The organism is Acidovorax sp. FG27 (genome assembly GCF_040365715.1).
GTDB lineage: Bacteria > Pseudomonadota > Gammaproteobacteria > Burkholderiales > Burkholderiaceae_C > Paracidovorax.
Window position 1 is genome coordinate 237,505 of the sequence record NZ_BAABVY010000009.1, and the last position, 25,094, is coordinate 262,598.

At 69.2% G+C, this 25,094-nt stretch carries 22 protein-coding genes and 3 pseudogenes; 20 read left to right on the plus strand and 5 right to left on the minus strand.

Translation table 11 applies throughout. The features are described from left to right. Positions 1–2: 2 nt before the first annotated feature. The 16 genes and pseudogenes from ABWV53_RS08020 to ABWV53_RS08095 all read left to right on the plus strand — a co-directional run bounded on the left by ABWV53_RS08020 (position 3) and on the right by ABWV53_RS08095 (position 13,256). Positions 3–1,013: a branched-chain amino acid ABC transporter permease gene (locus ABWV53_RS08020; RefSeq protein ID WP_353364689.1), complete on the plus strand. Its 1,011-nt coding sequence runs from the start codon at positions 3–5 to the stop codon at positions 1,011–1,013. Beyond that, a complete protein-coding gene (locus tag ABWV53_RS08025; protein ID WP_353364691.1) occupies positions 1,010–1,789 on the plus strand; it encodes an ABC transporter ATP-binding protein in 780 nt (259 codons plus the stop codon). Before ABWV53_RS08020 ends, ABWV53_RS08025 begins: the two co-directional genes overlap by 4 nt. Further along, a complete protein-coding gene (locus ABWV53_RS08030; protein WP_353364693.1) occupies positions 1,776–2,489 on the plus strand; it encodes an ABC transporter ATP-binding protein in 714 nt (237 codons plus the stop codon). The genes ABWV53_RS08025 and ABWV53_RS08030 overlap by 14 nt, the downstream gene beginning before the upstream one ends. Before the next feature lie 30 nt (positions 2,490–2,519). Then, a complete protein-coding gene (locus tag ABWV53_RS08035) occupies positions 2,520–3,560 on the plus strand; it encodes an amidohydrolase family protein (protein WP_353364695.1) in 1,041 nt (346 codons plus the stop codon). An 18-nt stretch (positions 3,561–3,578) separates the two neighbouring features. Continuing rightward, the gene (locus tag ABWV53_RS08040; protein ID WP_353364697.1) at positions 3,579–4,589 is read left to right on the plus strand and encodes a tripartite tricarboxylate transporter substrate binding protein; all 1,011 of its coding nucleotides are present in this window, start codon (positions 3,579–3,581) and stop codon (positions 4,587–4,589) included. 70 nt (positions 4,590–4,659) lie between these two features. Beyond that, positions 4,660–6,135, plus strand: a complete 1,476-nt coding sequence (locus tag ABWV53_RS08045) for an aldehyde dehydrogenase (RefSeq protein WP_353366670.1) — start codon at positions 4,660–4,662, stop codon at positions 6,133–6,135. A 37-nt stretch (positions 6,136–6,172) separates the two neighbouring features. Then, positions 6,173–6,658: pseudogene (locus ABWV53_RS08050) on the plus strand (NAD(P)-dependent oxidoreductase); the annotation flags it as partial. Between the two features lie 33 nt (positions 6,659–6,691). After that, positions 6,692–7,069, plus strand: a complete 378-nt coding sequence (locus ABWV53_RS08055; RefSeq protein WP_353366671.1) for an NAD-binding protein — start codon at positions 6,692–6,694, stop codon at positions 7,067–7,069. A gap of 111 nt (positions 7,070–7,180) precedes the next feature. Next, positions 7,181–7,798, plus strand: a complete 618-nt coding sequence (locus ABWV53_RS08060; protein WP_353364699.1) for a YitT family protein — start codon at positions 7,181–7,183, stop codon at positions 7,796–7,798. A gap of 34 nt (positions 7,799–7,832) precedes the next feature. Next, entirely contained in the window at positions 7,833–8,303 is a 471-nt protein-coding gene (locus ABWV53_RS08065) for a hypothetical protein (RefSeq protein WP_353364701.1), read from the plus strand. A 147-nt stretch (positions 8,304–8,450) separates the two neighbouring features. Further along, complete coding sequence (locus ABWV53_RS08070; RefSeq protein ID WP_353364703.1) at positions 8,451–8,819, plus strand: hypothetical protein; 369 nt, start codon at positions 8,451–8,453, stop codon at positions 8,817–8,819. Continuing rightward, positions 8,816–10,270, plus strand: a complete 1,455-nt coding sequence (locus ABWV53_RS08075) for a TolC family protein (protein ID WP_353364705.1) — start codon at positions 8,816–8,818, stop codon at positions 10,268–10,270. Before ABWV53_RS08070 ends, ABWV53_RS08075 begins: the two co-directional genes overlap by 4 nt. 14 nt (positions 10,271–10,284) lie before the next feature. Next, on the plus strand, positions 10,285–11,715 hold the full coding sequence (locus ABWV53_RS08080; RefSeq protein WP_353364707.1) for a multicopper oxidase family protein: 1,431 nt from the start codon (positions 10,285–10,287) through the stop codon (positions 11,713–11,715). Between the two features lie 114 nt (positions 11,716–11,829). Then, positions 11,830–12,345, plus strand: a pseudogene (locus ABWV53_RS08085) (DUF411 domain-containing protein); the annotation flags it as partial. Between the two features lie 87 nt (positions 12,346–12,432). Continuing rightward, positions 12,433–12,645, plus strand: a pseudogene (locus tag ABWV53_RS08090) (copper-binding protein); the annotation flags it as partial. Positions 12,646–12,902: 257 nt separating this feature from the next. Further along, positions 12,903–13,256: a cupin domain-containing protein gene (locus tag ABWV53_RS08095; RefSeq protein WP_353364709.1), complete on the plus strand. Its 354-nt coding sequence runs from the start codon at positions 12,903–12,905 to the stop codon at positions 13,254–13,256. A 124-nt stretch (positions 13,257–13,380) separates the two neighbouring features. On the opposite strand, the gene ABWV53_RS08100 is transcribed toward ABWV53_RS08095, so the two are convergent. Both ABWV53_RS08100 and ABWV53_RS08105 read right to left on the minus strand, forming a co-directional pair. Then, on the minus strand, positions 13,381–14,142 hold the full coding sequence (locus tag ABWV53_RS08100; RefSeq protein WP_353364711.1) for a hypothetical protein: 762 nt from the start codon (positions 14,140–14,142) through the stop codon (positions 13,381–13,383). Between the two features lie 104 nt (positions 14,143–14,246). Further along, positions 14,247–14,495: a hypothetical protein gene (locus ABWV53_RS08105; RefSeq protein ID WP_353364713.1), complete on the minus strand. Its 249-nt coding sequence runs from the start codon at positions 14,493–14,495 to the stop codon at positions 14,247–14,249. 454 nt (positions 14,496–14,949) lie between these two features. On the opposite strand from ABWV53_RS08105, the gene ABWV53_RS08110 reads away from it, so the two are divergent. The 3 genes from ABWV53_RS08110 to ABWV53_RS08120 all read left to right on the plus strand — a co-directional run bounded on the left by ABWV53_RS08110 (position 14,950) and on the right by ABWV53_RS08120 (position 17,800). Further along, on the plus strand, positions 14,950–15,750 hold the full coding sequence (locus ABWV53_RS08110; RefSeq protein ID WP_353364715.1) for an IPTL-CTERM sorting domain-containing protein: 801 nt from the start codon (positions 14,950–14,952) through the stop codon (positions 15,748–15,750). A 410-nt stretch (positions 15,751–16,160) separates the two neighbouring features. After that, a complete protein-coding gene (locus tag ABWV53_RS08115; RefSeq protein WP_353364717.1) occupies positions 16,161–16,430 on the plus strand; it encodes a hypothetical protein in 270 nt (89 codons plus the stop codon). Next, positions 16,427–17,800, plus strand: a complete 1,374-nt coding sequence (locus ABWV53_RS08120; RefSeq protein WP_353364719.1) for a TAXI family TRAP transporter solute-binding subunit — start codon at positions 16,427–16,429, stop codon at positions 17,798–17,800. The genes ABWV53_RS08115 and ABWV53_RS08120 overlap by 4 nt, the downstream gene beginning before the upstream one ends. Before the next feature lie 125 nt (positions 17,801–17,925). On the opposite strand, the gene ABWV53_RS08125 is transcribed toward ABWV53_RS08120, so the two are convergent. Continuing rightward, a complete protein-coding gene (locus ABWV53_RS08125) occupies positions 17,926–20,178 on the minus strand; it encodes a DUF1631 family protein (RefSeq protein WP_353364721.1) in 2,253 nt (750 codons plus the stop codon). 117 nt (positions 20,179–20,295) lie between these two features. Beyond that, the gene (ettA, locus tag ABWV53_RS08130) at positions 20,296–21,957 is read right to left on the minus strand and encodes an energy-dependent translational throttle protein EttA (protein ID WP_353364723.1); all 1,662 of its coding nucleotides are present in this window, start codon (positions 21,955–21,957) and stop codon (positions 20,296–20,298) included. Between the two features lie 395 nt (positions 21,958–22,352). Here ettA and ABWV53_RS08135 point away from each other — a divergent pair, with 395 nt between their 5' ends. After that, positions 22,353–24,164: a DEAD/DEAH box helicase gene (locus tag ABWV53_RS08135; RefSeq protein WP_353364725.1), complete on the plus strand. Its 1,812-nt coding sequence runs from the start codon at positions 22,353–22,355 to the stop codon at positions 24,162–24,164. A 244-nt stretch (positions 24,165–24,408) separates the two neighbouring features. Here ABWV53_RS08135 and ABWV53_RS08140 read toward each other — a convergent pair whose 3' ends face one another. Continuing rightward, on the minus strand, positions 24,409–24,990 hold the full coding sequence (locus ABWV53_RS08140; protein WP_353364727.1) for a superoxide dismutase: 582 nt from the start codon (positions 24,988–24,990) through the stop codon (positions 24,409–24,411). Between the last annotated feature and the right edge of the window lie 104 nt (positions 24,991–25,094).

The following is a 25,094-nucleotide window of genomic DNA, read 5'->3' on the forward strand; positions in this document are numbered from 1 at the left end:
CCATGGACGACGCTTCCACCATGCATGCTCATCACCCCGCACCCACCGCCCCGGCCCCGGCATCGCCGGCCGCGCCGGGAGGCGCCTGGAAGGCCTGGATCCCCGCACTGCTGGCGCTCTTCGCCGCGCCGATGCTGCTGGCCGGCAATCCGTTCTACGTGCACCTGGCGGTGCTCATCTGCATCAACGTCATCTTCGTGAACGGGCTCTCGGTCATCAGCCGCACGGGGCAGCTGTCGTTCTGCCATGCCGCGTTCATGGGCATGGGCGCTTTCACGGCGGTGATCTGCACCACGCGCCTGCAGACGCCGTTCTTCGTCTCGGTGCTGGCGGGCGTGGGCCTGTCGGTGCTGGTGGCCTGGCTGCTGGGCGCGGTGATCCTGCGCCTGCAGGGGGTGTACTTCGTGCTCGTTACCTTCTGCTTCGGCGAGCTGTTCCGGCTGGTGCTGCTGGAGGGCGGCAGCCTGACCGGCGGCGCCAACGGCATCGCCAACATCCCGCCGGCGAGCGTGTTCGGCTTCGCGCTGGACACCAAGCTGTCGTTCTACTTTCTCGCCGCGGCCAGCGCCTTCGCCTCGATCGTGCTGCTGATCGCGCTGTTCAAGACGCCGCGCGGGCACGAGCTGGACGCGGTGGGCGACAACCCGGACCTTGCCGAGGCGAGCGGCATCGGCATCCAGTCGACGCAGATGTTCGCCTTCCTGCTGGGCAGCGGGCTCGCGGGCTTCGCGGGGGCGCTGCTGGCGCATTACCTGGGCTTCGTGTCGCCCGAGTCGTTCAGCCAGCACGTGTCGGTCGCGGCCATCATCATGCTGGTGATCGGCGGGCGCGGCTCGGTGGTCGGGCCCATCCTGGGCGCGCTCATCATGACGCCGCTGCCGGAGCTCTTTCGCAGCGCAATCGAGACGCAGAACATCCTCTACGGGATCACGCTGATCCTGGTGCTCAAGTTCCTGCCGATGGGTCTGGTCGGCATCGGCGCCCGGCTGCGGCGCAAGAAAGGCACGCCATGACCGCACTGCTCACCATCGAGGGCCTGGGCAAGAACTTCGGCGGCCTGGCCGCCGTGCGCGACCTGAGCTTCACGCTGAACGAAGGCGAGATCGTCGGACTGATCGGCCCGAACGGTGCCGGCAAGAGCACGGCATTCAACATGATCAGCGGCGCGCTGCCGCCCTCGGCCGGCCGCATCGTCTTCGCCGGCGAGGACATCACCGGCCGCAAGCCCAGCCAGGTCGTGCGCCACGGCCTGGCCCGCACCTTCCAGTCGGCCACGGTCTACCCGAAGGCGACGGTAGAGGAGAACGTCTACCGCGGCGCGCTCTGCCACTTCGGCGTGCCGGTCTGGGCGCAGATCGCGCAGACGGCCGCCTACCGCGACGCATGCCGCAAGGTGCAGGAGCAGGTGGACCAGGTGCTGGAGATCACCGGGCTCGCGCCCCTGCGGCACGACGTGGCGGGCGAGCTGGCCTACGGCCACCAGAAACGCATCGGGGTGGCCGTGGGCCTGGCCACCCGGCCGCGCCTGCTGCTGCTGGACGAACCCGCCGCCGGACTCAACCCCGAGGAGTGCGCCGAGTTCGGGCGCCTCCTGAAAACGCTGCGCGACGTGCACGGCATATCGCTGCTGTTCGTCGAGCACCACATGGCGCTGGTGATGGGCACCTGCGAGAAGATCATCGTCCTCGTGCAGGGACAGAAGATCGCCGAGGGCACGGCGGACGAGATCCGCCACAGCCCGGCCGTGATCGAAGCCTACCTGGGAGCGGATGAAGATGCGCACGCTTGAAGTCAAGGACATCGTCGTCCACTACGGACTGGTGGAGGCCCTGCACGGCGTGGGCTTTCGCATCGAGGCTGGGAAGATCGTGGCCCTGATCGGCTCCAACGGGGCCGGCAAGAGCACGACGCTCAAGGCACTGATGGGCTTGAAGCGCCTCACGGCCGGCCAGCTGCTGCTGGACGGCCAGCCGATCGAAGGCACGCACGCGGCGCAGCGCGTCGGGCTGGGGCTGGCGCTGTCGCCCGAAGGCCGCCGGCTCTTTCCCCGCATGTCGGTCTGGGAGAACCTGATGGTGGGCGCGCACACGGTGCGCTCGGCCACGCAACGCGCCCGGTCGCTGGATCTGGTCTACGAGCTCTTTCCGCGCGTGAAGGAGCGGCGCGAGCAGATGGCCGGATCGCTCTCGGGCGGCGAGCAGCAGATGGTGGCCATCGGCCGGGCGCTGATGTCGCACCCGCGCATCCTGATGCTCGACGAGCCATCGCTCGGCATCGCGCCCAAGATCGTCTCGGAGATCGCGCAGGCGATCCGCCGGCTGAACGCGGACACCGGCATCTCCGTCGTACTGGTCGAGCAGAACGCGCGGCTGGCGCTGAAGATGGCGCACGACGCCTACGTGTTCGAGCAGGGGCGCGTTATCCGTTCGGGCTCGGGGCAGGAGCTGCTGAACGACAGCTTCGTGCAGAAGGCCTTCCTCGGCATCTGACGCACCCCACGCACGCAAAGGACAGCTCCCATGAATCCGCAGACCCCTGCGTCCGCCCTGCCGGTCATCCCACGCGCGGAAGTGCGTCCCGCATGGCTCGCCCAGCACACCGAGGCGGCGCTGGAGCCGGGCCTCGCCATCATCGACCCGCACCACCACCTCTCCGACCACGGCTGGGGCGGCTACCTGGCGGGCGACCTGCTGGCCGACCTGGGCGCGGGCCACCGCATCGAATCGACGGTGTTCATCCAGGTGGGCTTCGCGTACCGGGGCAGCGGCCCGGAATGGCTGAAGCCCGTGGGCGAGACCGAGCGGGTCGTCGCGATCGCGCGCGAGGCGGAGCAGGCGGGACAGGCCACGCGGGTCTGCGCCGGCATCGTCGGCTTCGCCGATCTGTCGCTCGGCGCGGCGGTCGAGGAGGTGCTCGCCGCGCATGGCGAGGCCGGGGCCGGGCGCTTTCGCGGCATCCGCTGCCATGCGGCGGCGCATGCCCAATTCCAGTACGGCGTCATGCAGGCGCCGCCCCTGCACCTCTACATGAGCCCGGCCTTCCGCGAAGGCTATGCCCGGCTGGCCCGGTTCGGCCTGAGCTTCGACTCCTGGGCGTACCACACCCAGCTGCACGAACTCTACGACCTGGCCCGGGCGTTCCCCGACACGCCCGTGGTGATCGATCACGTGGGCGCGCCCGTGGGCGTCGGCCCCTACGCCGGCCGGCGCGACGCGGTGTTCACGGACTGGAAGGAGCGGATGCGCCGCATGGCCGAGCTGCCCAACGTCTGGGTCAAGCTCGGCGGGCTGGGCATGAGCGTGCTGGGCTTTCCGTTCCACCTGCGCAGCGCACCGCCCACCTCGGAGGAGCTGGCGCAGGCCTGGGCGCCCTACCTGCGCGAGTGCATCGACCTCTTCGGCCCGCGCCGATGCATGTTCGAGAGCAACTTCCCCGTCGACAAGGGCACGTGCAGCTACGCCGTGCTCTGGAACACCTTCAAGCGCGTTACGGCGGACCTGTCGGAAGCCGACAAGCGCTGGCTGTACCGCGACACCGCGGCCGCCTTCTACAAGATCTGAAACCAAGGAAACCACGACATGACAACCACCGGAGACAACACCCCCCCGACCGCCGCGCTGCGCCGCCGGCACGCCCTCGGCGGCCTGCTGCTGGCATCGCTCGCGCCCGGCATGGCCTTCGCGCAGACGCCCAGGTACCCGAACGACACGGTGCGCATGATCGTGCCCTATGCCGCGGGCGGCGCCACCGATATCGTGGCCCGCGCGGTGGTGGACCGCCTGGGCGCCCGCTGGGGCCAGGCGGTGGTGGTCGAGAACAAGCCCGGCGCGGGCACCACGCTGGCCGCCGCGCAGATGGCGCGGGCGCCCGGCGACGGCTACCAGCTCTACATGACCACGTCGGCGCACACCATCAGCGGCCTGGTCTACCCCAAGCTGGGCTACGACCCGGTGAAGGACTTTGCCCCGCTCAGCCTGATCGCCAAGGTGCCGCTGGTGCTGGTGGTGCGGCCCTCGCTGGATGCGAAGACGGTGGACGATTTCACCCGCTACGTGCGCGCCAACCCCGACAAGGCCACCTTCGCCTCGCCGGGCAACGGCACGGCCCAGCACCTGGCCGGCGAGATGTTCAACGCCGCGATGAAGACGCGCATGCTGCACGTGCCCTACAAGGGCGATGCACCGGCCATCACCGACCTGCTCGGCGGCTCGGTGGATGCGATGTTCGCCACACTCACGGTGGTGCTGCCGCACATCGCCTCGGGCAAGCTGCGCGCCATCGCGCTCGCCAACGGCCAGCGGGTCGAGAAGGTGCCCGACATTCCCACCTTCGCCGAGCAGGGCCTGCGCAACTTCGAGGCCGCGACCTGGTTCGGCGTGCTGGCCCCGGCGTCGATGCCGGCGGCGCTGCGGGACCGCATCGCGGGCGACATCCGCGCGGTGGTGGACCAGCCGGAGCTGCGGGCCAGGCTCATCGACCTGGGCGGCGAAGTGGTCTCCAGCGATCCGGCCGCTTTCGGCGCCTTCATGCAGGCCGAACACCGAAAGTGGCAGGAGATCGTGAAGCAATCGGGCGCGACCATCAGCTGACCGCCGCGCCCCGCCGCTCCCTGCCCCTCTTTTTTCCCTTAGCGCGACAGAGAAAAACTTCACCATGTCCATGGACTCACAGACGAACGCCCTCCAGCCGATGCTCATCGGCGGCGAATGGATCACCAGCGAAGACGGAGCCATCGACTCCGTCAACCCGGCCACGGGCCGCATCAACGGCCGCGTCACAGCGGCCAGCGCCGCCCAGGTAGACGACGCCGTGCAGGCGGCGCGCGATGCCGCATCGGCCAAGGGCTGGCGCGACATGCTGCCGCACGTGCGTGCGCAGATCCTGGGCCGCATCTCCGACGGAATCCGCGCGCACGCGGACGAACTCGCCCACCTGCAGATGATCGAGAACGGCAAGGTACTGAGCGAATGCAAGACGCAGGTCGCGGGCGCCGCGGCCACCTACCGCTACTACGCCGCCGTGTGCGAGACGCTGGGCGCGGAGGTACCGCCCGCGCGCGGCGACTACCTCTCGATGACGGCCTACGAGCCCTACGGCGTGGTGGCGGCCATCACCCCGTGGAATTCGCCCATGACCATGGAGGCGCAGAAGATCGCCCCCGCGCTCGCGGCCGGCAATGCCGTGCTGCTCAAGCCCTCGGAGGTGACGCCCAGCGTGGGCCTGGCGGTGGCGCGCATCGCCCAGGAGGCCGGCCTGCCGCCCGGCATCCTCAACGTGCTGCCTGGCACCGGCGCGGTCACGGGCCACGCCATCATCCACCACCCGGGCGTGCGCATGGTGTCCTTCACGGGCGGCACGCAGACCGGCCGCAACATCGCCGCCGTGGCCGCGCAGCGCCTGATTCCGGTCGCGCTGGAGCTGGGCGGCAAGTCGCCGCACATCATCTTCGACGACGCGCAGCTGGATGCGGCCATCGACGGCGTGGTGGACGGGATCTTCGAAGGCAGCGGCCAGTCGTGCGTGGCGGGCTCGCGCCTCTTCGTGCACCGCAAGGTGCTCGATCAGGTGCTGGCGATGCTGGTGGAGCGCGCCAACGGGCTGCGCGTGGACCTGCCCGACGCCCCCGGCGCGCAGATGGGGCCTGTCTCCGGGTTCCGGCACCGCGAGCGCATCGAAGCCATGGTGCAGAGCGCGCGCGACGAAGGCGGCGAGATTTTGGCCGGCGGCTGCCGCCCCGAAGGCGATCGCCTGGCGGCGGGCGCCTTCTACCGGCCCACGGTGATCGCGGGCCTGGGCAACCAGGCCACGGCCGTGCGCGAGGAGATCTTCGGCCCCGTGCTGTGCGTGCTGCCGTTCGACGACGAGGACGACCTCATCGCCCAGGCCAACGACACCGCCTTCGGCCTCGCCTCGGGCATCTGGACCGCCAACTACCAGCGCGCCTGGCGCGTGGCGCGGGCGCTGGAAGCGGGCCTGGTCTGGATCAACACCTACAAGCAGCTGTCGATCGCCACCCCGTTCGGCGGCTTCAAGGAAAGCGGCATCGGCCGCGAAAAGGGCGTGACCGGCGTACGCCTTTACCAGCAGAGCAAGGGCATCTACTGGAGCATGAACCCCGCCAACGTCCGGGGCTGAACCAGCCCGGCCCGCACCCCCGCCAACATTCCAGGAGAAAGACATGCAAGCACCCATCGTGGGTTTCATCGGCGTCGGCGTGATGGGCGAGCCCATCTGCCGGCACATCGCCACGAAAGGCGGCGCGCCCGTGATCGCGTCCGACCTGAATGCGGAGCCGCTCGCACGCCTCGCGGAGCACGGCGTGCGCACCGTGGCGCCGCAGGAGCTGACCGCGCAGGCCGACATCGTCTTCCTGTCCCTGCCCTCGGGCGAGGTCATGAAGCAGGTGGTGGCCGCGCCCGGCGGGCTCGCCGAGCGCCTGCGCCCCGGCACCACGCTGGTGGACCTGAGCACCTCGTCGGTCGACGTCACGCTGGAAGTGGCCCGGCTGCTGCAGGACAGGAACATCGCCTTCGCCGACGCGCCCGTCATGCGCACCCGCGCCGCGGCCGAGGCCGGCACCCTGGCCGTTCCGGTCGGCGCCAGCCCCGAGGTGTTCGAGCGCATCGCGCCCTTCATCCGCACCTTCGCCTCGGACGTCACGCATGCCGGCGGCGTCAGCGCCGGCCAGGTGGTGAAGATCCTCAACAACATGGTGCTCTACGAAACCGTGCTGGCGCTCTCCGAGGCCGCCGCCATCGGCCGGCGCGCGGGCGTGCAGCCGGACGTGCTGTTCCAGGCATTCTCCACCGGCTCGGCCGACAGCTTCGCGCTGCGCAACCACGGCATGAAAGCGATCGCGCCCCAGCACTTTCCCGAAAAAGCCTTCCCGGTCACCTATGCGAAGAAGGACATCTCGTATGCCGTCGCCCTGGGCGAGCAGGTGAAGGTCGACCCGACGGGTGCGCGCAACCTGCTCGACACGCTGCAGAAGGCCATCGACGCCGGCCACGGCGACAAGTACGCCCCGGCGATCAGCCTGGTGTTCGAGAACGGCCCGCAGGGCGGTTGAAGGCAGTTCCGCGCGCGGCGGCGCGTTCGGCCCGGGGATGTGGTGCAATGCGGCCCTTCGCGACCCTGCGCGGCCCGCAGGCCGCCCGCACCCGCATCCGCCCCTCTTGCCGTGAGCCACCCTGCCCCGCCCGCTGTACACCCGCATTCCACCCAGGAAGACGCCCTCGCCCTCTTCACCGGGGTGCTGCTGATCTCCGTGGGCGTGGCCTTCTTCACCAGCGCCGGCCTGCTGACGGGAGGCACGGCCGGGCTGGCGTTCCTGGCGCACTACGCGACCGGCATCAGCTTCGGCAAGCTGTTCTTCGTGTTCAACCTGCCGTTCTACTGGCTGGCCTGGCGCAAGATGGGGCGCAATTTCACTTACAAGACCTTCGCGGCGGTGCTGCTGTTGTCGGTGCTGACGGAACTGCAGGCGCGCTTCCTGCAGTTCTCGCACTTGCAGCCCCTGTATGCCGCCGTCGCGGGCGGGCTGATCCTGGGCACGGGGTTCCTGGTGCTGTTCCGCCACCGCTGCAGCCTGGGCGGCGTGGGTGTGCTGGCCTTGTACCTGCAGGACCGCTACGGATGGCGCGCCGGCAAGGTGCAGATGGGAGTGGACTGCGGCATCGTGCTGCTGGCCCTCTTCACCGTGGAGCCGCTGCGCGTGGCCTGGTCGGTCATCGGCGCCGTGGCGCTCAACCTGGTGCTGGCGATGAACCACCGGCCGGGCCGCTATACCGCCGTCTGACGAACGGGCTCTTTCGCCCCTTATCATTCCAGCCATGCGCCGCGGCCCCTGCTTCCTGCTGCTCCTGATCGTGCTGATGACCCTGCGCGGGCTCGTCGGCCCGGCCATGGCCGCCGGCATGGCGATGCCGCATGGGCCTGCGGCGGGCATGTCGACTTCTGCGGCGCAGGTGCCCATGGCGCATTCCGGCCACGCCGAGCATGCCGATGAAAGCGACCATGCCGCGCATGCCCCTCTGGCGCACGGCGAGGCCGCTGGATGGCCCGCTTGCCATGACGATGCGGCCTCCGGGGCCGACGCCGCGCCAGCGGCCACCGGCTGCGCGGGCGGCACCGCGTCGCCCCATGCCAGTTGCGCGGACTGCGACATCTGCCACACCGCCGTGCTGGTGGCCGTGGCCGCAGCCGCACCGCCCCCGGGCCGCCAGGCCGACCGGGCACCCGCCGCCGCCACGCGCTTTGCCAGCGCCGGGGCGGCGCTGGCCATCAAGCCACCCATCTCCTGAACGTTCCCGCCCGAGGTGCGCCCGCCGCGCGCCCCACCGCCCTGGCCCGCCCTGGCCGGCCCTGGCCCGTCGTGCCGCCCTGCAACGCGCGACCGTGCCCTGGCCTAGCCGCGTTCGTTGCTCGATGTCCGTTCAGGAGAGATGCCCATGCGTGCACCGCCACGTTCTTCGCCCGCCGTCCGTCGGCCGGCACTCACCCCTTCGCCCCGCTGGCTGCCGCTGTGCTGCGCCGCCCTGCTGTCGGCGCCCATCTGGGCCCAGCCCGCACCCGCCGACGCCGCCGCGCCCGATGCGCCGGCGGCACCGCTGCACGCGCCCGCCTGGCCGGGTGGCGCGACCGGCGTGGAAACCGCCCGCACCGACTGGCACGCCGCCCATCGGCAGGTGAGCGCCAGCGCCGGGCATGGTCACGCGACCCACCCCGCTGCCGCGCCGCCAGCGGCGCCGCCCGCTCACACATCCCACGACCACGGGCAGGGCCATGAACACGGCCACCCCCGGGAGGCCCGGCCATGAGCGCCCGCCACCCCCTGCCCTGGCGCACCGCCACGGCCGTAGCCGCGATGGCGCTGCTGGCCGGCTGCACCAGCGTGGCCCCCGATGGCCTGCGCGCCGACGTGCAGGCGCTGAGCCCGGGGCGCGCCGCGGGCGTGCCCGATGCCGCGCTGCCAGCCGCCAGCGAGGGTGCCCGGGCCGAGGCCCAGGCGGCCGTCCAGCGCTGGCTGGCCGAGCCGCTCACCGCCGACGCCGCCGTGCGCATCGCCCTGCTCGGCAACCCCGGCCTGCAGGCGCGTCTGGCGCGGCTGGGCGTGCAGGACGCCGACCGCGTGCGGGCGCTCACCCTGCCCAACCCGGTGTTCGCCATCGGCCGCCTGACGAATGCGCACGAAAGGGAGATCGAGCGCAGCCTCTCCTTCGGGCTGATCGATCTCGTCACCCTGCCCTGGCGCAGCCGCTGGCAGGGGCAGGCCCTGCAGCAGGCCACCCTGGCCGCCGCCCAGGACGTGGCCCGGCTGGCCACCGACGCGCGCCGCGACTGGCTGAACGCGGTGGCCGCGCAGCAGGTGCTGGCCGCGCACGAACGCATGCACGACGCCGCCGAAGCGGGCGCCGAGCTGGCCCGCCGGATGGTGCGGGTTGGCCACTGGAGCGCGCTGCAGCAGGCCCGCGAGCAGGCCGCGCTGGCAGACAGCCGCAGCCAGCTGGCGCAGGCCCGACTGGCCGCCGCCGCGACCCGCGAAGCGCTGGCCCGCACCCTGGGCCTCTGGGGCGACGGCGCCCGCTTCACCCTGGCGGAGCGACTGCCCGAGCTGCCTGCCCAGCCCATGGACGCGGAGGGCATCGAGGCGCGCGCGCTGCGCGAGCGGCTGGACGTGCGCGCCGCCCGCTTGGCGCTCGAGCGCGTGGCAGACCAGCAGGGCACCAGCGGCATCGCCAGCGTGTTCGGCGAGATCGGCGTCACCTACCAGCGCAACACCACCACCGAACGCACGGGCGCGGGGCACGGCGACGTGCAGCGCGGCTGGGAGCTGGCGGTGCCGCTGCCTCTGCTGGACTGGGGCGGCGCGGCCCATGCCCGGGCGCGCCTGCTCACCCAGGAAGGCGCCGCGCAGCTGCAGCACACCGCGCTGCAGGCCCGCACCGAGGCCCGCACCCGCTGGCTCGCCTATCGCAACGCCTGGGACGTGGCCCGGCAGCAGACGCAGGAGGTGGTGCCGCTGCGCCGCTTCATCCAGGACGAAACGCTGCTGCGCTACAACGGCATGCTCGCCAGCGTGTGGGACCTGCTGGCCGAGGCCCGCGCCAGCACCGGCGCGGTCGCCCAGGCCGTGCGGGCCCAACGCGACTTCTGGCTGGCCGAGGCCGAACTCCAGTATGCGCTCACGGCCGGATCCCCCACCGCCGCCGCCGCACCCACGCCCCTCGACCCGCCCGCCACCGCATCCGCCGGCGCGGCGGGCCACTGAATGGAACCCCGCACATGAACCGCCGCAACTTCTTCGCCGCCGGCGCGGCCACCGCCGTGGCCGGCGCCACCGTGGGGCGCAGCGCCCTTGCCGCCCTGCCGGACATCGCCACCCAGGACGGCACCGCCACCGCCGTGCCGCCACCGCCGCCGAACGGCCGCCCCTTCCAACCCGTCGTCACCCTGAACGGCTGGAGCCTGCCCTGGCGCATGAACGCCGGCGTGAAGGAATTCCACCTCGTCGCCGAGCCGGTGCTGCGGGAATTCGCGCCCGGCTTCACCGTCCAGCTCTGGGGCTACAACGGCCAGAGCCCCGGCCCGACCATCGAGGTGGTAGAAGGCGACCGGGTGCGCATCTTCGTCACCAACCGCCTGCCCGAACACACCAGCGTGCACTGGCACGGCCAGCGGCTGCCCAACGGCATGGACGGTGTCTCGGGCCTCAACCAGCCGGCGATTCCGGCGGGCAAGACCTTTGTGTACGAGTTCACGGCGCGCCGCCCGGGCACGTTCATGTACCACCCGCATGCCGACGAGATGGTGCAGATGGCCATGGGCCTCATGGGCCTGTGGATCACCCACCCCAAGGGCGCGCATCCGCACATCGCCCCGGTGGAACGCGACTACGCCTTTTTGCTGAACGCCTTCGCCGTCGATCCCGGCACCCGCACGCCGCGCATCAATGAAATGACGGACTTCAACATCTGGGCCTGGAACAGCCGGGTCTTCCCCGGCATCGACCCGTTCGTGGCGCGGCGCGGCGACCGCGTGCGGCTGCGCGTGGGCAACCTGACCATGACCAACCACCCCATCCACGTCCACGGGCATGAATTCGAGGTGACCGGCACCGACGGCGGCCCGGTGCCCCGGAGCGCCCGCTGGCCCGAGGTGACCACCGACGTCGCCGTGGGCCAGATGCGGCAGGTCGAATTCATCGCCGACGAGCCCGGCGACTGGGCCGTGCACTGCCACAAGAGCCACCACACCATGGGGCCGATGGGGCACGACGTGCCCACCATGATCGGCGTGCCGCAGGCCGACCTGGCCGAGAAGATCCGCAAGATCGTGCCCGACTACATGGCCATGGGCAGCACCGGCATGGGCGAGATGGGCGCCATGGAGATGCCGCTGCCGGACAACACGCTGCCAATGATGACCGGCACCGGCCCCTTCGGCCCGCTGGAGATGGGCGGCATGTTCAGCGTGCTGAAGGTGCGGGAAGGCCTGGCGCGCGGCGACTTCCGCGACCCGGGCGACTATGCCCAGCCACCGGGCACCCGGGCCTGGGAATGGACCGGTGAGCCCGCCGCGCTGCCCCCCGCCCCGCAGGCGCCCCGGCCGGCAGGCTCGGCGGGCGCATCCGATGCGCAGGGCGCCGCCCGGGCGCGCAAGCCGGCACGGGCCACCACGCGCACTGAAGACGTGCGAAAGCCCTCAATCCAATGATTTGCTATTTATTTCATAGCTGCATGCGCTGTAAATACCGGCGCTCCAGCCACTTTTCATATTGAATTCATCCGGTCGAACCCTCGGAACGACCTTGCCAAGGAAAGCCATCCCATGACCCCTGCTGCCGTCACCCCCACCTCCCGCCGCGCCTGGCTGCGCCGCGTCCTGTCCGCCTCCGCCGTCGCGGCCTTGCCCGCATGGGCGCAGTCCACCCGGCCGTCCACCGCCGCCGGCCCGGCCCAGCAGGCTGCCGCCGTCGAGGTCTGGAAAGACCCGAACTGCGGCTGCTGCACCGAGTGGGTCGAACACCTGCGCACGGCCGGCTTTCGCGTCAGCGTGCAGGGCGGCGGCAACGCCGCCGTGCGCCAGCGCCTGGGCCTGCCGGCCGCGCTCGGCTCCTGCCACACCGCCCTGGTCGCAGGCTACCTGGTCGAAGGCCACGTGCCCGCGGCGGACGTGCGCCGCCTGCTGCGCGAAAAGCCGCAGGCCCTGGGCCTGGCGGTGCCGGGCATGCCGATCGGCTCGCCGGGCATGGACGGCGCCCTCTACGGCGGCCGGCGCGACGCCTACGACGTGCTGCTGGTGGCGCGCGACGGCAGCACTTCCGTCTTCACGCATCACCCCGGCGGCCAGGCGCCCGCGCCGGCCCGGCCCGATGCAGCGGCGCAGAACCCGGCGCCGGCGGGCGGTGCCGGCGACGCCGCGCTGAGCGAGGGCGAAGTGGTGCGCTGGGACGCGGCGGCGCGCCGCCTGACCCTGCGCCACGGCGAGCTGAAGAACCTGGCAATGGCCCCGATGACCATGGTCTTTCGCGTGCGTGAAGCCACCGATGGGCTGAAGCTCGCGCCCGGCACCCGCGTGCGCTTCCTGGCGGAGCAGGACCGGTCCGGCCTGGTGGCGCGCCGCATCGAGGTGGTCGGGCCCTGAGAAGGTATGAACGAACCCGCCATGCCCGAGCGGGCCGGACTCATTCACACCTTCTGAGCTGCGCGGCTTGCCACGGGCGAGGTCAGCGGCGGGGGGGGCCGCCGCGCCCCATTGGCAGATTGCACTGAAACAGGGTCCGCATAGCGCAGGAGCCGCCGCGTGGACCCGTCCATTCCGCACCACGCCGGCGGGCTCCGCCCGTAGCATCGATGGCACACCTATTTCCTCAATCTCCTCAATCCGCTGGAGCCACCGCCATGACCCGTCTGCTCGTCGACTTCCCTTTCAACGCCCTGCGCGAACCGCGTGAGTCCCGCCCTCCGACGGACCGCGTGATCGAGGGTGACATCGTCTGCCGCAACTGGGACATCGACAGCGCCAAGGACGGCGCCGTGCGCGCCGGCTTGTGGGAGGCGACACCGGGCGTCAACCACTCCATCAAGGGCGAGACCTGGGAGTTCTGCCTGATCCTGTCCGGTCTGGTGGAGATCACCGAACGCGGCCAGGCACCGAAACGCTACGGCCCGGGCGACTGCTTCATCATGAAGCCGGGCTACGTCGGCACCTGGCGCACCATCGAGACGGTGCGCAAGGTCTGGATCATGGCTTGACGAAGCCAGCGGGCGAAGCGGCAGCGGCGCCGCTGCCCCCGGGCTGGAAGCCTGGCCACCAACGCGGGGGCCAGGCGGATGGCGCCCTGCCGGCGTGGACGGCCGGGCGGCGTCGAGCTGGCTGTTACCCCCGACGATGGCGGCGGCGCGAAAGCCACGCCACCAAGCCCATCACCGACAGCACGGTCGCCACCAGGCTCGCGCCGGAGGAAGCTGGCACGGGCGTTGCCGCAGCGGGCAAGCTGGTGACGATGCCGGTGCCCACCTGCATACCGACGCCGTCGTCGCCCATGGCGTCGAACAACAGCTCGTCATACCACCCGGTGAATTGCACTACGCCGCAGGCGCGAATGCTGTTGACCTGGCAGCCTTCAGGTCCATACGTGCCGACGGCGGCGGGATTTCTCGATACTGATTTGCCACTCACAACCCCGGCGGAGTTTGTCGTGAAAGAGAGCGTGGCAGGCACACCTGTGGCGTTGCGTGCAGGCGTGAAATCGAGCGTGCTGGAATCGATGCTGAAAAAGAGCAGCGTGGGATTGAGCACCGGCGCACCGAATCGGATCCTGACTCGGTTGGGATCGGCGGCGGTGGACCGGGCCTGGGACAGCATCACGATGTCCTTGCTTGCGTTGACGGCCGATGCCGGATGGAGCTGGGCCGAGCTCTGGGGAATCGAGTTATCCCAGATGTGATATCCCGGATCGGTGCTGTTCTGGATGATGAAGCCGGTACCAGCAGCATTCAATCCAGAAGGGTAGCTGGACGAGAGCGTGACCGGCACGCTTCCCAGCGTGCCTGCAACGCTCGTGTGGTTGCCGGTGGGGACCTCGGTCCACACCGCTTGCGCGAACACGGGGGCACTGAAAACGCATCCCATCGCCATGGCGAGCAACAGACGGGACGCTCGCGAGCGGGTACGGGAGACGGATTGGCGGGATGGGCATGGGTGGCTTGGAGTGGGGGACGGAGGAATGGAAGCTGCCAGGATCAAACGGGGACGGCTAGGGCTGCCCAATGGTAGAGATCGAATGAAAAATTCGAAAAAAATCTTTGTTTTGATAACAGTTTTTGACGATATGCATGCAGGGCCACGCGCTGAGTATTCTCATTCCGCTTTCCCCCCATTTCTGCTTCTTCCTTGGCGAAGACCGATGCCATTACGCTCAACGACGTGTGACCTGGAGGAGGTAAGTACTGCAAGGCAAAAACAAATAATGCCCGAATCTTCTCAATCATTATTTCAAAAATGACCAGAAATAGCATTTTTCGCATTAACTTCAAAAAGCCATCGCCTGCCCATTACCTGCATTTCACCAATCAATTCACGACCGCATCTGAATCTTTGTATTCCTTCTTTCGTTACAAGCGTTAACCACATGCCTTTTGACTGATCTCGAAAACGAATAATTCAATTCAAGTGATCAGTTGTGCACTAGGTGGAAAGCGCCCGGCCTCTGAGTGCAGCTGCCCCTCCAAAGGCCCTATCCCACGGAAGGCGGCGAAAGTGAGCTACAAAAACGACACCCCAGGCACGGTTTCAAAGCCCTTAATTCCGGCCGTAGCCGTGACTGGCTCATTTTCTTGATGCATATACACAACACAATGTAAACAATTCATAACCAGCCTCCCAAAGAAAGCAAACGCACTACCATCCAAAGATTATCTATTAACTCGCCTTCTGGGAGGAAGAATGAAACAACAAGTCATATTGAGTCACGTAGCCGTAGCCGGCGCGATCACACTCACGTTGCTGGGCCCGGCCCAGGCGGCCACTATTCAGGTCCAACCCAACTCGAATTACTTCTCGGGCTGGCAGTTCAACACCCTGACATCTCCTTCTACCGGCTGTGGAAGCGAAGACGCCCCTTCGTCCTCCACCTTCACTGGCACCTTCGCAGGGAGCAACTTCACGGTCACCACCGCCAGCGCCCCAGCTCCGCAGCAATGGCAAAACTGTCCTGCGATATCGCCAGGCAGCTACCCCTCCAACTCCGGTCAACCCAGCACGGTCGGTGCGGTCAATATTCGTAGCGGAGACATGCGATATACGTTTTCCCAAGCACTACCCACTGGTGCCACGATATTCGTACAAGATCTCGACAACGCTGAGAGCGCCAACTTCAGCTTTCTCAGCTGCTCGAATCAAGCAATCGATGCAAGCAACTTCGACCTGTTGAGGGTATCCACGCCCTCCGCGACCATTCCAGCCGTTTCTCCAGGCGCCTCCTGGAGCACAACGTCTGCGAACGTGAACTCTCCTAATGAAGTCTTCGGCATCATCATTCGCAGCCAGGATGTCTGCTCCGTTCGCATCGTGGGCACCGCCGCTAACAGCAGTGGAGGAGAGACTTTCTACTTCGGCGCTCCACCTCGCAGCAACGCAGCTTCGTCTGCGACACCCGTCCCCACATTGAATCAGTGGGGCGTGTTGGCTCTGACCGCCGCCATCGCCCTGGCCGGGGTGTACTTGCGCACTCGTCGCCGCATGTGATCGTCCGGCGGCCCGCCGCCATGGAACCAGCGCCGGGTTCCTTCAACAAAAGCTGTCATCGGACAGTCTGGATATGACTCCATGCCTGCTGCACGCACAGCGAGTAGGCGCCTGACAGCGCGCCGCGGGTGACTGTCATCGCTGCGCGCCCCGCCTCGAGCGCTGCTTTTCCCGTTAATCCGCACGGGTGCCCGGTCCAACGGGATGAAGCAGTCGTCGATATCTCCCTCCAGCGGAGCCTTGAGCACTTGGTGCAAGCAGGCGATCCGGGTCTCTTCCCGAGCCCCGCTTGCCCTTCAATCGGGAGGCGCGCAGGTTGCGATATCGTCGCGGTTTCCTCTGGCATCGGCCTCTCGCGCATGTTTCACTCCCTCCAACCTCATTCAGACACCCGCAGTCGGGGGCGTTCGATGCAAGCCATCGGATTGAACATGGAGCATTACATTTCCGCGCGTAGCCCTGAGACCAGTGCCGCCACCATGATCCTGCGGTCGATGGTGGGTTGCGGCGACAAGCGCGGTGGAACACCAGGCGCAACCAGCAAGGGTGTGCGGCCATTCCCGCACCTGCTCGACAGCGCCCCTGCCGCGGTCGGCGCCGCCAGTGACGCATCGACGCTCAGCCGTCGCCATGCCAGCCCGCCGGCCCGCGCCACGCGCCACCGCACCGCCCGGCCATGAACGCCGTGTTCGCCGCCCGCTCGCGCACCGCCGCCCGCCGGCTGCGCACCGCCGTGCTCAACGTGCGCGACCTGCTGCTGTCGGCCGGGCCGCTGGCGTTTCTGGCCGTGGCGCTGGTGGCCCTGGCCTACTGGTGGCTGCAGCCCAATCCGCCGCGCCGGGTGACGCTGGCGACAGGGCCCGCGCAGAGCGCCTATGCGGAGTTCGGCCAGCGCTACCAGAAGGCGCTGGCGGCCGATGGCATCGAAGTGGTGCTGCTGGAAACAGAAGGTTCGTCGGCCAACCTGCAGCTGCTGCGGGACGGCGGCGCCGACCTGGCCTTCGTGCAGGGCGGCACGGGCGAGTTGCGGCCGGCGGATGCCGAGGCGCTGGAGTCGCTGGGCAGCCTGTTCGTGGAGCCCGTATGGCTCTTCTACCGCGAGGACGCCGCCCGCCGCGTCGCGTCCCGGGGCCGGCTCACCAGCCTGGCGCAACTGCGCGGGCTGCGGGTGAACGTGGGTACACCGGGCAGCGGGCTGCCGACCCTGGTGGACAAGCTGCTGGACGCCAACCGGGTGGACCCGGCCGAGGTCACCCTGACCCATCTGGGGCAGACACCCGCGACGGTGGAGTTCCTGGCCGGCCGGCTGGACGCGGTGGTGTTCGCCTCGGCGCCCGAGTCATTGATGGTGCAGATGCTGCTGCAGACGCCGGGCGTGCGGCTGATGGGCTTTCCGCAGAACGAGGCCTATGGCCGGCGCTTCCCGTTCCTGACGCCGGTCACGCTGCCGCGCGGGGTGGTGGACCTGGCCGCCAATGTGCCGCCGGCCGACGTGCATCTGGTGGCCTCCACCACGTCGCTGCTGGCCCGCGAGGGCACGCACCCGGCGCTGCTGCAGCTCTTCGCGCAGGCGGCGCAGACGCTGCACGGCGCGGCGGGCTGGTTCAACCGGGCAAGGGACTTTCCCAACACGCGCAACAGCGAGGTGCCGATGGCTGCGGAGGGCGACCGCGCCATCAACGGCTCGCCACCGATGCTGCAGCGCTACCTGCCGTTCTGGATGGCCAACCTGGTCGAGCGCATGTGGCTGGTGCTGGGCGTGCTGCTGGCCGCCATGCTGCCGCTGTCGCGCATCGTGCCGCCGCTCTACCAGTTCCGCGTGCGGTCGCGGGTGTTCCGCTGGTATGGGCGGCTGCGAGAGATCGAGGACGAGATGGAGGTCGGCCAGAGCACGCCCGACGACCTGCGCGCACAGCTGGATCGGCTGGAAGCCCAGGTGGAGAAGGTGAGCGTGCCGCTGTCGTACGCCGAAGAGCTGTATGCGCTGCGCAACCATATCCATCTGGTGCGGCGCAAGCTCCGGCCGGCGGCGCCGGCGGTGCCGGTGTGAATGGCGGGCACGGCTTGCGGCCAGGCCACGCCCAGAATCAGCCCCTGAAATGGCTGTAACGCTTATCAATCAATCGGCTGCAGCTATTCTTTTCATAGCAAACACCTGACACCGGAATCCTCGCCTCAGCGGGTCGGCGGCGGGTCGATGCTGCGCAGCGCGCCTTCGGCCACCAGGCGGTCGCGCATGCGGCGGGTCATGGACTGCGTGCTGCCGTCGACCGCCGTGAACAGGAACAGCGCGCCGTTCGGGCTGCACCAGGTGAGCTGCGTGCGCACCATCTGGCGGTCGCGGCTCAGCTCCACCCACTGGCCCAGCGCATAGTCAGGCAGTGGCTGCGGTGTCCGCGACGGCTGCGGCACCGGGGCCTGAGCGGCGGCGGCGGCGGCGGCGGCCAGGGCATCGTCGGTTCTGTCGACCGCGGAGGCGTCCAAGGCGGCGGCGTCCCCGGCCCCAGTGTCATGCGCATCCACCACCGCCTCGGACTCCTCCATCGGCGGCATGGCGTCCACCGCCTGCGCCGCCGCGGAAGGCGCCGCGTCGCCCGCCGGGCTTTCGGCCGATACGGTGGCCAGCACCGGCGCGAGCCCCGCCAGCCGCTCCAGCACGGCGTCGATCTCCGCCTCCGGGTGGCCGATGGAGCGCAGCCCTTCGCGCACCGTGGGCAGCAGGTCGGCGATGGTGCGCACCACAGCGGCGGGGTCCTGCTCCACCTGGTCGGGCTGGGTGCAGGTGAGCAGCACGGGCACCAGCGCCAGGTAGCCGGACCCGTCGCTGCCCGGCTCGCCCGGCGCACGCATCTGCGACTGCGCCACCACCTCGGCCCACGGCCCGGTGGCGAAGGCCAGAAGGTCAGCTGGCATCTGGGCGGCGCCCGGCATGCGGCGGATATCGTGGGCCACGGCCCTGGCCAGCACGGCCTTCTGCTCGCGCTGCAGCAGCTCTGCGTCGGCCTGCGCGCGCTGGGCCTCGGATTCCTGCGCCAGCGCCTCCCAGGCCTTGTGCAGCGCCCGCAGCACGGCCTTAAAGGGCTTGGCGTTGCGCGGCTCAGCGGCATTCAGGTGCTTGACGGCACCATTGAGCAGCCGCACAAAGCGGGTGAAGCCCGGCGTGTCCTCGGCGGTGTAGGCCAGGCTGCGGTCGGTCAGCTCGTCCAGCAGGCGCCGGGCCGGATGGCGTTCGTCGGTGAAAAAGCTCGGCTCCAGCCGCGCGATGCGCCGGATGGGCGGCTCGATGCGCTGCAGGGCGCGGCGCAGCGTGGGCAGCAGCCGTTCGTCGCTGGCGATGCGGCGCATCATCTCGGCGACCACCGCGTCCGACCCGGCCTCCTGCTGCGCGATGGCCTGCGCGTCGATGGCGGCCAGCGTGGGCGGCGGTGCGCTGCCCGCCGGCATGCCGCCCGATGTCCCGACCGCCACGACCAGCGCGCCGGCCCCGGTCACGCCCCCATGGAATCCCGACCCCGCCACGCGCTCGGCGCCCAGCTCGTCGAGCATCTGCTGCAGCATGGCGACCGTGAGCAGCGCCTCGGTGTCGGACCCGAGCGGCATGCCGAGGGTGGACGACATGCCCTGCAGGGCAGTGGCTCCAAAGCCCGACAGCTCGTCACCCAGGGCCGGCCCGTAGCCGGTCGAAAAGTGCTGCAGGGCATGCAGAGCCCCCTGTCCGGTGCCTGCGGCCACCGCGCTTCGGTCGCCCGGGGTGGCCACGCCGTAGCTGACGGGGCGCACCCCGCCCTCGCGCAGACGGGCCGCCGCACGCTGATAGACGGCTACCAGCCGCTGGCCCAGCAGATCCGGCAGATGGCGCATCCAGCGCTGGCGCGCGGCCTCCGTCACGCCGCTGTCCGACACCACCTGCTGCAATGCCCGCAAGAAGTTCTCGGGGCGCAGCGGGTTGCGCTCGGGCACCACGCGGGCCAGGCCCTGGGCGGCGCTCATGAGCCGGTCCAATTCCGCCAGCACGGCCTCGGTGGTGTGGGTCACCAGTTGCTGCGCGCGCGACAGCTCCACCTGGGCCAGCACCTGGGCGTCGTCCATCAGGGTGAGCGAATCCCAGGCAGGCGGCCCGCCGCCCGCCGGGGCCTGCGCGCCGCCCGCCCTGCCCCCCTGTGCGCTCGCCAGCGGGGCCCCGGCCAGATACTCCATCAGTGCGATGGGGTAGGCCTGCACCAGCGTGGAACGGTGCGTGCGCAGCAAGACCAGGGCGTCGCCCAGGCCGTCTTGCTCGCGTTTGTCCGACGCGGCGGCCTGTTGGTCGCGCAGCAACCGGCTTTCCGTGTCGGCAAGCGCCTTCTTGAGCGCCTGCACTCCGTCCCGCACGGCATGGGCCACGCAGATACGGAAGGCGTTTCGATCGTAGGGTCCGGCAGTGGCCATGTTTGCCATCTCGACAGGAAAGCCAGCGGGTGCAGCAGGAGCAGCAGATCTGCGGGCGCGCAGCCGTTCGCCGCGACGGTCTGATCGTGGGATCGTCTGATCGCGCCCGGGTGGAGCTTACTTCAGCGCCTTGTAGCGCATGCGCTTGGGCTTGGCGCCCTCCTCGCCCAGGCGCTTCTTCTTGTCGGCTTCGTATTCCTGGTAATTGCCGTCGAAGAACACCCACTGGCTGTCGCCTTCGGCGGCCAGGATGTGGGTGGCGATGCGGTCGAGGAACCAGCGGTCATGGCTGATGACCAGCACGGTGCCCGCGTATTCCAGCAGCGCGTCTTCCAGGGCGCGCAGGGTTTCCACATCCAGGTCGTTCGAGGGTTCGTCGAGCAGCAGCACGTTGCCGCCGGCGATCAGGGTCTTGGCCAGGTGCAACCGGCCGCGTTCGCCGCCCGACAGGCTGCCGACCTTCTTCTGCTGGTCGGAACCGTTGAAGTTGAAGCGGCCCGCATAGGCGCGGCTGGCCATCTGGAACTTGCCGACGTTCAGGATGTCGAGGCCGCCGGAGATGTCTTCCCAGACCGTCTTGTCGTTGCCCAGCTCGTCGCGGTGCTGGTCCACGAACGCCATCTTGACGGTCTGGCCCACCACCACCTGGCCGCTGTCCGGCTGCTCGCGGCCGGCCAGCAGCTTGAACAGCGTGGACTTGCCGGCGCCGTTGGGGCCGATGATGCCGACGATGGCGCCGGGCGGAATGCTGAAGCTCAGGTTGTCGATCAGCACGCGGTCGCCGAAGGACTTGCTGACGTTGTGGAACTCGAACACCTGCTGGCCCAGGCGCTCGGCCACGGGAATGAAGATTTCCTGCGTCTCGTTGCGGCGCTGGTATTCGAAATCGCTCAGTTCCTCGAAGCGGGCCAGGCGCGACTTGCTCTTGGCCTGGCGGGCCTTGGGGTTCTGGCGCGACCATTCCAGTTCCTTCTTCAGGGCCTTGGCATGGGCTTCTTCGCTCTTCTGTTCCTGCGCCAGGCGGTCGCCCTTTTGCTCCAGCCAGGTGCTGTAGTTGCCCTTCCATGGAATGCCGCGGCCGCGGTCCAGCTCCAGGATCCATTCGGCGGCGTTGTCGAGGAAGTAGCGATCGTGGGTGATGGCCACCACGGTGCCGGAGAAACGCTTGAGGAACACTTCCAGCCACTCGACCGATTCGGCGTCCAAGTGGTTGGTGGGTTCGTCGAGCAGCAGCATGTCGGGCTTGGACAGCAGCAGGCGGCAGAGCGCCACGCGGCGCTTCTCGCCGCCGGACAGCAGGCCGATCTTGGCGTCCCAGGCGGGCAGGCGCAGCGCGTCAGCGGCGATTTCCAGCTGATGCTCGGAGTCGGTGCCGGCGGTGGCGATGATGGCTTCGAGCTCGGCCTGCTCTGCGGCGAGCGCATCGAAGTCGGCGTCTTCGGCGCCGTAGGCCACATAGACCTCTTCCAGCCGCGCCTTGGCCGCGAAGACCGCGCCCATGGACTCTTCCACGCTTTCCCGCACCGTGTGTTCCGGGTTCAGCTTGGGCTCCTGCTCCAGGTAGCCGATGGTCAGGCCCTGCATCGGAATGGCCTCGCCCTCGTACTCCTTGTCCACGCCGGCCATGATCTTCAGCAGCGTGGACTTGCCGGAACCGTTCAGGCCCAGCACGCCGATCTTGGCCCCGGGGAAAAACGAGAGAGAGATGTCCTTCAAGATCTGCCGCTTCGGGGGCACGGTCTTGGTGACGTGATTCATCGAATAAACGTACTGGGCCATTGGCTTTCTTTCCTTGGAATGGGTGCGGCATCGTGCGGGCGGACCGACCGGCGCGGGGTCGGGCCGCACGACGCGGTTCAGCGGTGATTATCAGGTGCTTTGGCGGAGCCTTCGCCCCGCACCGCGCGAGAGGCATGCCCGCAGCCGCCCGACGCGGCAAAACCGGCACCTTCGCGAGGGTTGCCCGGGGCGCGTGCGGGAGTCGTGCCACAATAGCAGCTCAGACGCCGGCTCCAGTGACCGGCGGACTCAGCAACCTGCTGGGGATCCGAAAGCCGCCTTGCGGCGCCTTCTCGCTCCCGATCCTGAAGAATCATCAGCCTATGACTGGCCGCAGCCCCACGGGTTCGCGACAGGCCGATGCCCCAAGCGCCCTGGACAGGGCGCCTCCTTGAATGAACTTTGACGAACTGAACCTGGCCCCAGAGATCCTGAAGGCCGTGCACGAGCAAGGCTACGAGACGCCGACGCCGATCCAGGCCCAGGCCATTCCCCTGGTGCTCGAGGGCCACGACCTGCTGGCCGGCGCGCAGACCGGCACCGGCAAGACGGCTGCCTTCACCCTGCCCCTGCTGAACCGCCTGTCGCAAGGCACGGCACCCAAGAGCAAGTTCGGCGGCAAGGGCGTGCGTGCCCTGGTGCTGACGCCCACCCGCGAGCTCGCCGCCCAGGTCGAAGAGTCCGTGCGCGAGTACGGCAAGTACCTCGACATCAACTCCACGGTCGTCTTCGGCGGCGTGGGCATGAACCCGCAGATCGACCGCATCAAGCGCGGCGTGGACGTGCTGGTGGCTACCCCCGGCCGCCTGCTCGACCTGCAGCAGCAGGGCTTCCTCGACCTCTCCACCGTCGAGATCCTGGTGCTGGACGAAGCCGACCGCATGCTGGACATGGGCTTCATCCACGACGTGAAGAAGATCCTGGCCCTCGTGCCCCGCGACAAGCAGAGCCTGCTGTTCTCGGCCACCTTCAGCGACGAGATCCGCGAGCTGGCCGGCACGCTGCTGAAGAATCCGCAGAGCATCCAGGTCACGCCGCGCAACACCACGGTGCAGCGCATCACCCAGGTGATCCACCCCGTGGGCCGTGGCAAGAAGAAGCAGGTGCTGCTGCACATCATCCAGCAGCACAACTGGAGCCAGGTGCTCGTCTTCACACGCACCAAGTTCGGCGCCAACAACGTGGCCGAGTTCCTGACCAAGAATGGCGTCAATGCGATGGCGCTGCACGGCAACAAGAGCCAGAGCGCCCGCACGCAGGCCCTGGCCGGCTTCAAGAGCGGCGAGATCCGCGCCCTGGTGGCCACCGACATCGCCGCGCGCGGCATCGACATCGACGAGCTGCCCCACGTCGTGAACTACGAGATCCCGAACGTTCCCGAAGACTACGTCCATCGCATCGGCCGCACCGGCCGCGCAGGCGCCAGCGGCGAGGCCGTGAGCCTGGTCTGCATGGACGAAGAAGGCTTCATGATGGAGATCGAACGCTTCACCAAGCAGGAGATTCCGGTCCAGGTGCTGGACGGCTTCGGCCCCGAAGCCGGCGAAAAGGCCGAGCCCATCGCCATGGGCCGCCAGACCATCTGGGGCGGCGCCGGCAAGCCGCCGAGCCGCGAAGTCATGCAGGCGGCCGCCAAGGCCGCCCGCAGCGAGATGATGGACCGCATCCGCACCAACAAGGCCAGCCAGGGCGGCGGCGGTGAACGCGGCGCCAAGCCTGCGGGCGGCGGCGGACAGCGCTCCGGTGGCGGCGGCAGCCGTGGCGCCAGTGCCGGCGCCGCCGGTGGCGGCCAGGGCGCAGGCCCCAACGGTGGCGGCCGCAGCGGCGGCCCGCGCGCCGGCGGTGGCGGCGGCCCGCGTGGCCAGGGCGGCCCGTCCAACCAGCCCGGCCGGGGCGGCCAGCGCAGCGGTGGTGGTGGTGGTGGTGGTGGTGGTGGTGGCGCTCGCTTCGACGACAGCCAGCCACGCCGCGAGAACGCCCACCTGGTGACCCAGGCCGGCGTGAACCTGGGCGCGGTGCGCCATGGCGGCGGCGGTGCCGGCGGCCAGCCCGACCCGATGCGCACCAGCGTGGACAGCATGGCCGGCGGCCGTCGCGGTGGCGGTGGCTTCCGGGGTGGCAACGGCGGCGGCTATGGTGGCGGCGGCGCAGGCCGTGGCGGCCGTGGCGGTCCACGCAGCGGTGGCGGCGGTGGTTACGGCCGCTGATCCAGCGCGCCTCCGATGGGGCACGGGCGCAGCCGGTGCCCCGGTCGTGAATACGGCAATCTGATGCTGGCGGCCCGAGGGCCGCCAGTTTCGTTGGTGGGAAGCTGTTCTTCTGCTGCACTCACCCCGTCGACAAAAAGGGCCTGGAAGCATTGCGCTTCCAGGCCCTTTTCCTTGTGCCGTCGGGCCGTCCGCCCGGGCGCGGCGCCTGCCGAGCCGGGTCGGACCGCCGTTGGCTGCGGGATCAGGCGAAGTTGGCTTCGGCGAACTTCCAGTTCACCAGCTTGTCGAGGAAGGTCTCGACGAACTTCGGACGCAGGTTGCGGTAGTCGATGTAGTAGGCGTGTTCCCAGACGTCCACCGTCAGCAGCGCCTTGTCGGCGGTGGTGAGGGGCGTGCCGGCGGCGCCCATGTTGACGATGTCCACGCTGCCGTCGGCCTTCTTCACCAGCCAAGTCCAGCCGGAGCCGAAGTTGCCCACGGCGCTCTTGACAAAGGCTTCCTTGAAGGCGGCGTAGCTGCCCCACTTGGCGTTGATGGCGTCGGCCAGCGCGCCCGAAGGCTCACCGCCGCCGTTCGGCGTCATGCAGTTCCAGAAGAAGGTGTGGTTCCAGATCTGGGCGGAATTGTTGTAGATGCCGCCGCTGGACTTCTTGATGATCTCTTCGAGCGGCATGTTCTCGAATTCGGTGCCCTTTTGCAGGTTGTTCAGGTTCACCACGTAGGCGTTGTGGTGCTTGCCATGGTGGTATTCCAGCGTTTCCTGGCTGTAGTAGGGGGCCAGGGCGTCGATGGCGTAGGGCAGCGGCGGCAGGGTATGTTCCATGGTGAAGTCCTTCGTGGGTTGATTGAAATTCTGAGAACGCATCGCTGGCGGGCGCGGGCGAGCACCTGCACGCGGCGAGCAGCGATTGTAGGAACTAAACCGGG

Coding starts and splice junctions, on each gene's coding strand:
- ABWV53_RS08020 (WP_353364689.1), top strand. CDS start 3: ATGGACGACGCTTCCACCATGCATGCTCATCACCCCGCACCCACCGCC.
- ABWV53_RS08025 (WP_353364691.1), top strand. CDS start 1,010: ATGACCGCACTGCTCACCATCGAGGGCCTGGGCAAGAACTTCGGCGGC.
- ABWV53_RS08030 (WP_353364693.1), top strand. CDS start 1,776: ATGCGCACGCTTGAAGTCAAGGACATCGTCGTCCACTACGGACTGGTG.
- ABWV53_RS08035 (WP_353364695.1), top strand. CDS start 2,520: ATGAATCCGCAGACCCCTGCGTCCGCCCTGCCGGTCATCCCACGCGCG.
- ABWV53_RS08040 (WP_353364697.1), top strand. CDS start 3,579: ATGACAACCACCGGAGACAACACCCCCCCGACCGCCGCGCTGCGCCGC.
- ABWV53_RS08045 (WP_353366670.1), top strand. CDS start 4,660: ATGGACTCACAGACGAACGCCCTCCAGCCGATGCTCATCGGCGGCGAA.
- ABWV53_RS08065 (WP_353364701.1), top strand. CDS start 7,833: ATGCGCCGCGGCCCCTGCTTCCTGCTGCTCCTGATCGTGCTGATGACC.
- ABWV53_RS08070 (WP_353364703.1), top strand. CDS start 8,451: ATGCGTGCACCGCCACGTTCTTCGCCCGCCGTCCGTCGGCCGGCACTC.
- ABWV53_RS08075 (WP_353364705.1), top strand. CDS start 8,816: ATGAGCGCCCGCCACCCCCTGCCCTGGCGCACCGCCACGGCCGTAGCC.
- ABWV53_RS08080 (WP_353364707.1), top strand. CDS start 10,285: ATGAACCGCCGCAACTTCTTCGCCGCCGGCGCGGCCACCGCCGTGGCC.
- ABWV53_RS08095 (WP_353364709.1), top strand. CDS start 12,903: ATGACCCGTCTGCTCGTCGACTTCCCTTTCAACGCCCTGCGCGAACCG.
- ABWV53_RS08100 (WP_353364711.1), bottom strand. CDS start 14,142: ATGGCGATGGGATGCGTTTTCAGTGCCCCCGTGTTCGCGCAAGCGGTG.
- ABWV53_RS08105 (WP_353364713.1), bottom strand. CDS start 14,495: ATGATTGAGAAGATTCGGGCATTATTTGTTTTTGCCTTGCAGTACTTA.
- ABWV53_RS08110 (WP_353364715.1), top strand. CDS start 14,950: ATGAAACAACAAGTCATATTGAGTCACGTAGCCGTAGCCGGCGCGATC.
- ABWV53_RS08115 (WP_353364717.1), top strand. CDS start 16,161: ATGCAAGCCATCGGATTGAACATGGAGCATTACATTTCCGCGCGTAGC.
- ABWV53_RS08120 (WP_353364719.1), top strand. CDS start 16,427: ATGAACGCCGTGTTCGCCGCCCGCTCGCGCACCGCCGCCCGCCGGCTG.
- ABWV53_RS08125 (WP_353364721.1), bottom strand. CDS start 20,178: ATGGCCACTGCCGGACCCTACGATCGAAACGCCTTCCGTATCTGCGTG.
- ettA (WP_353364723.1), bottom strand. CDS start 21,957: ATGGCCCAGTACGTTTATTCGATGAATCACGTCACCAAGACCGTGCCC.
- ABWV53_RS08135 (WP_353364725.1), top strand. CDS start 22,353: ATGAACTTTGACGAACTGAACCTGGCCCCAGAGATCCTGAAGGCCGTG.
- ABWV53_RS08140 (WP_353364727.1), bottom strand. CDS start 24,990: ATGGAACATACCCTGCCGCCGCTGCCCTACGCCATCGACGCCCTGGCC.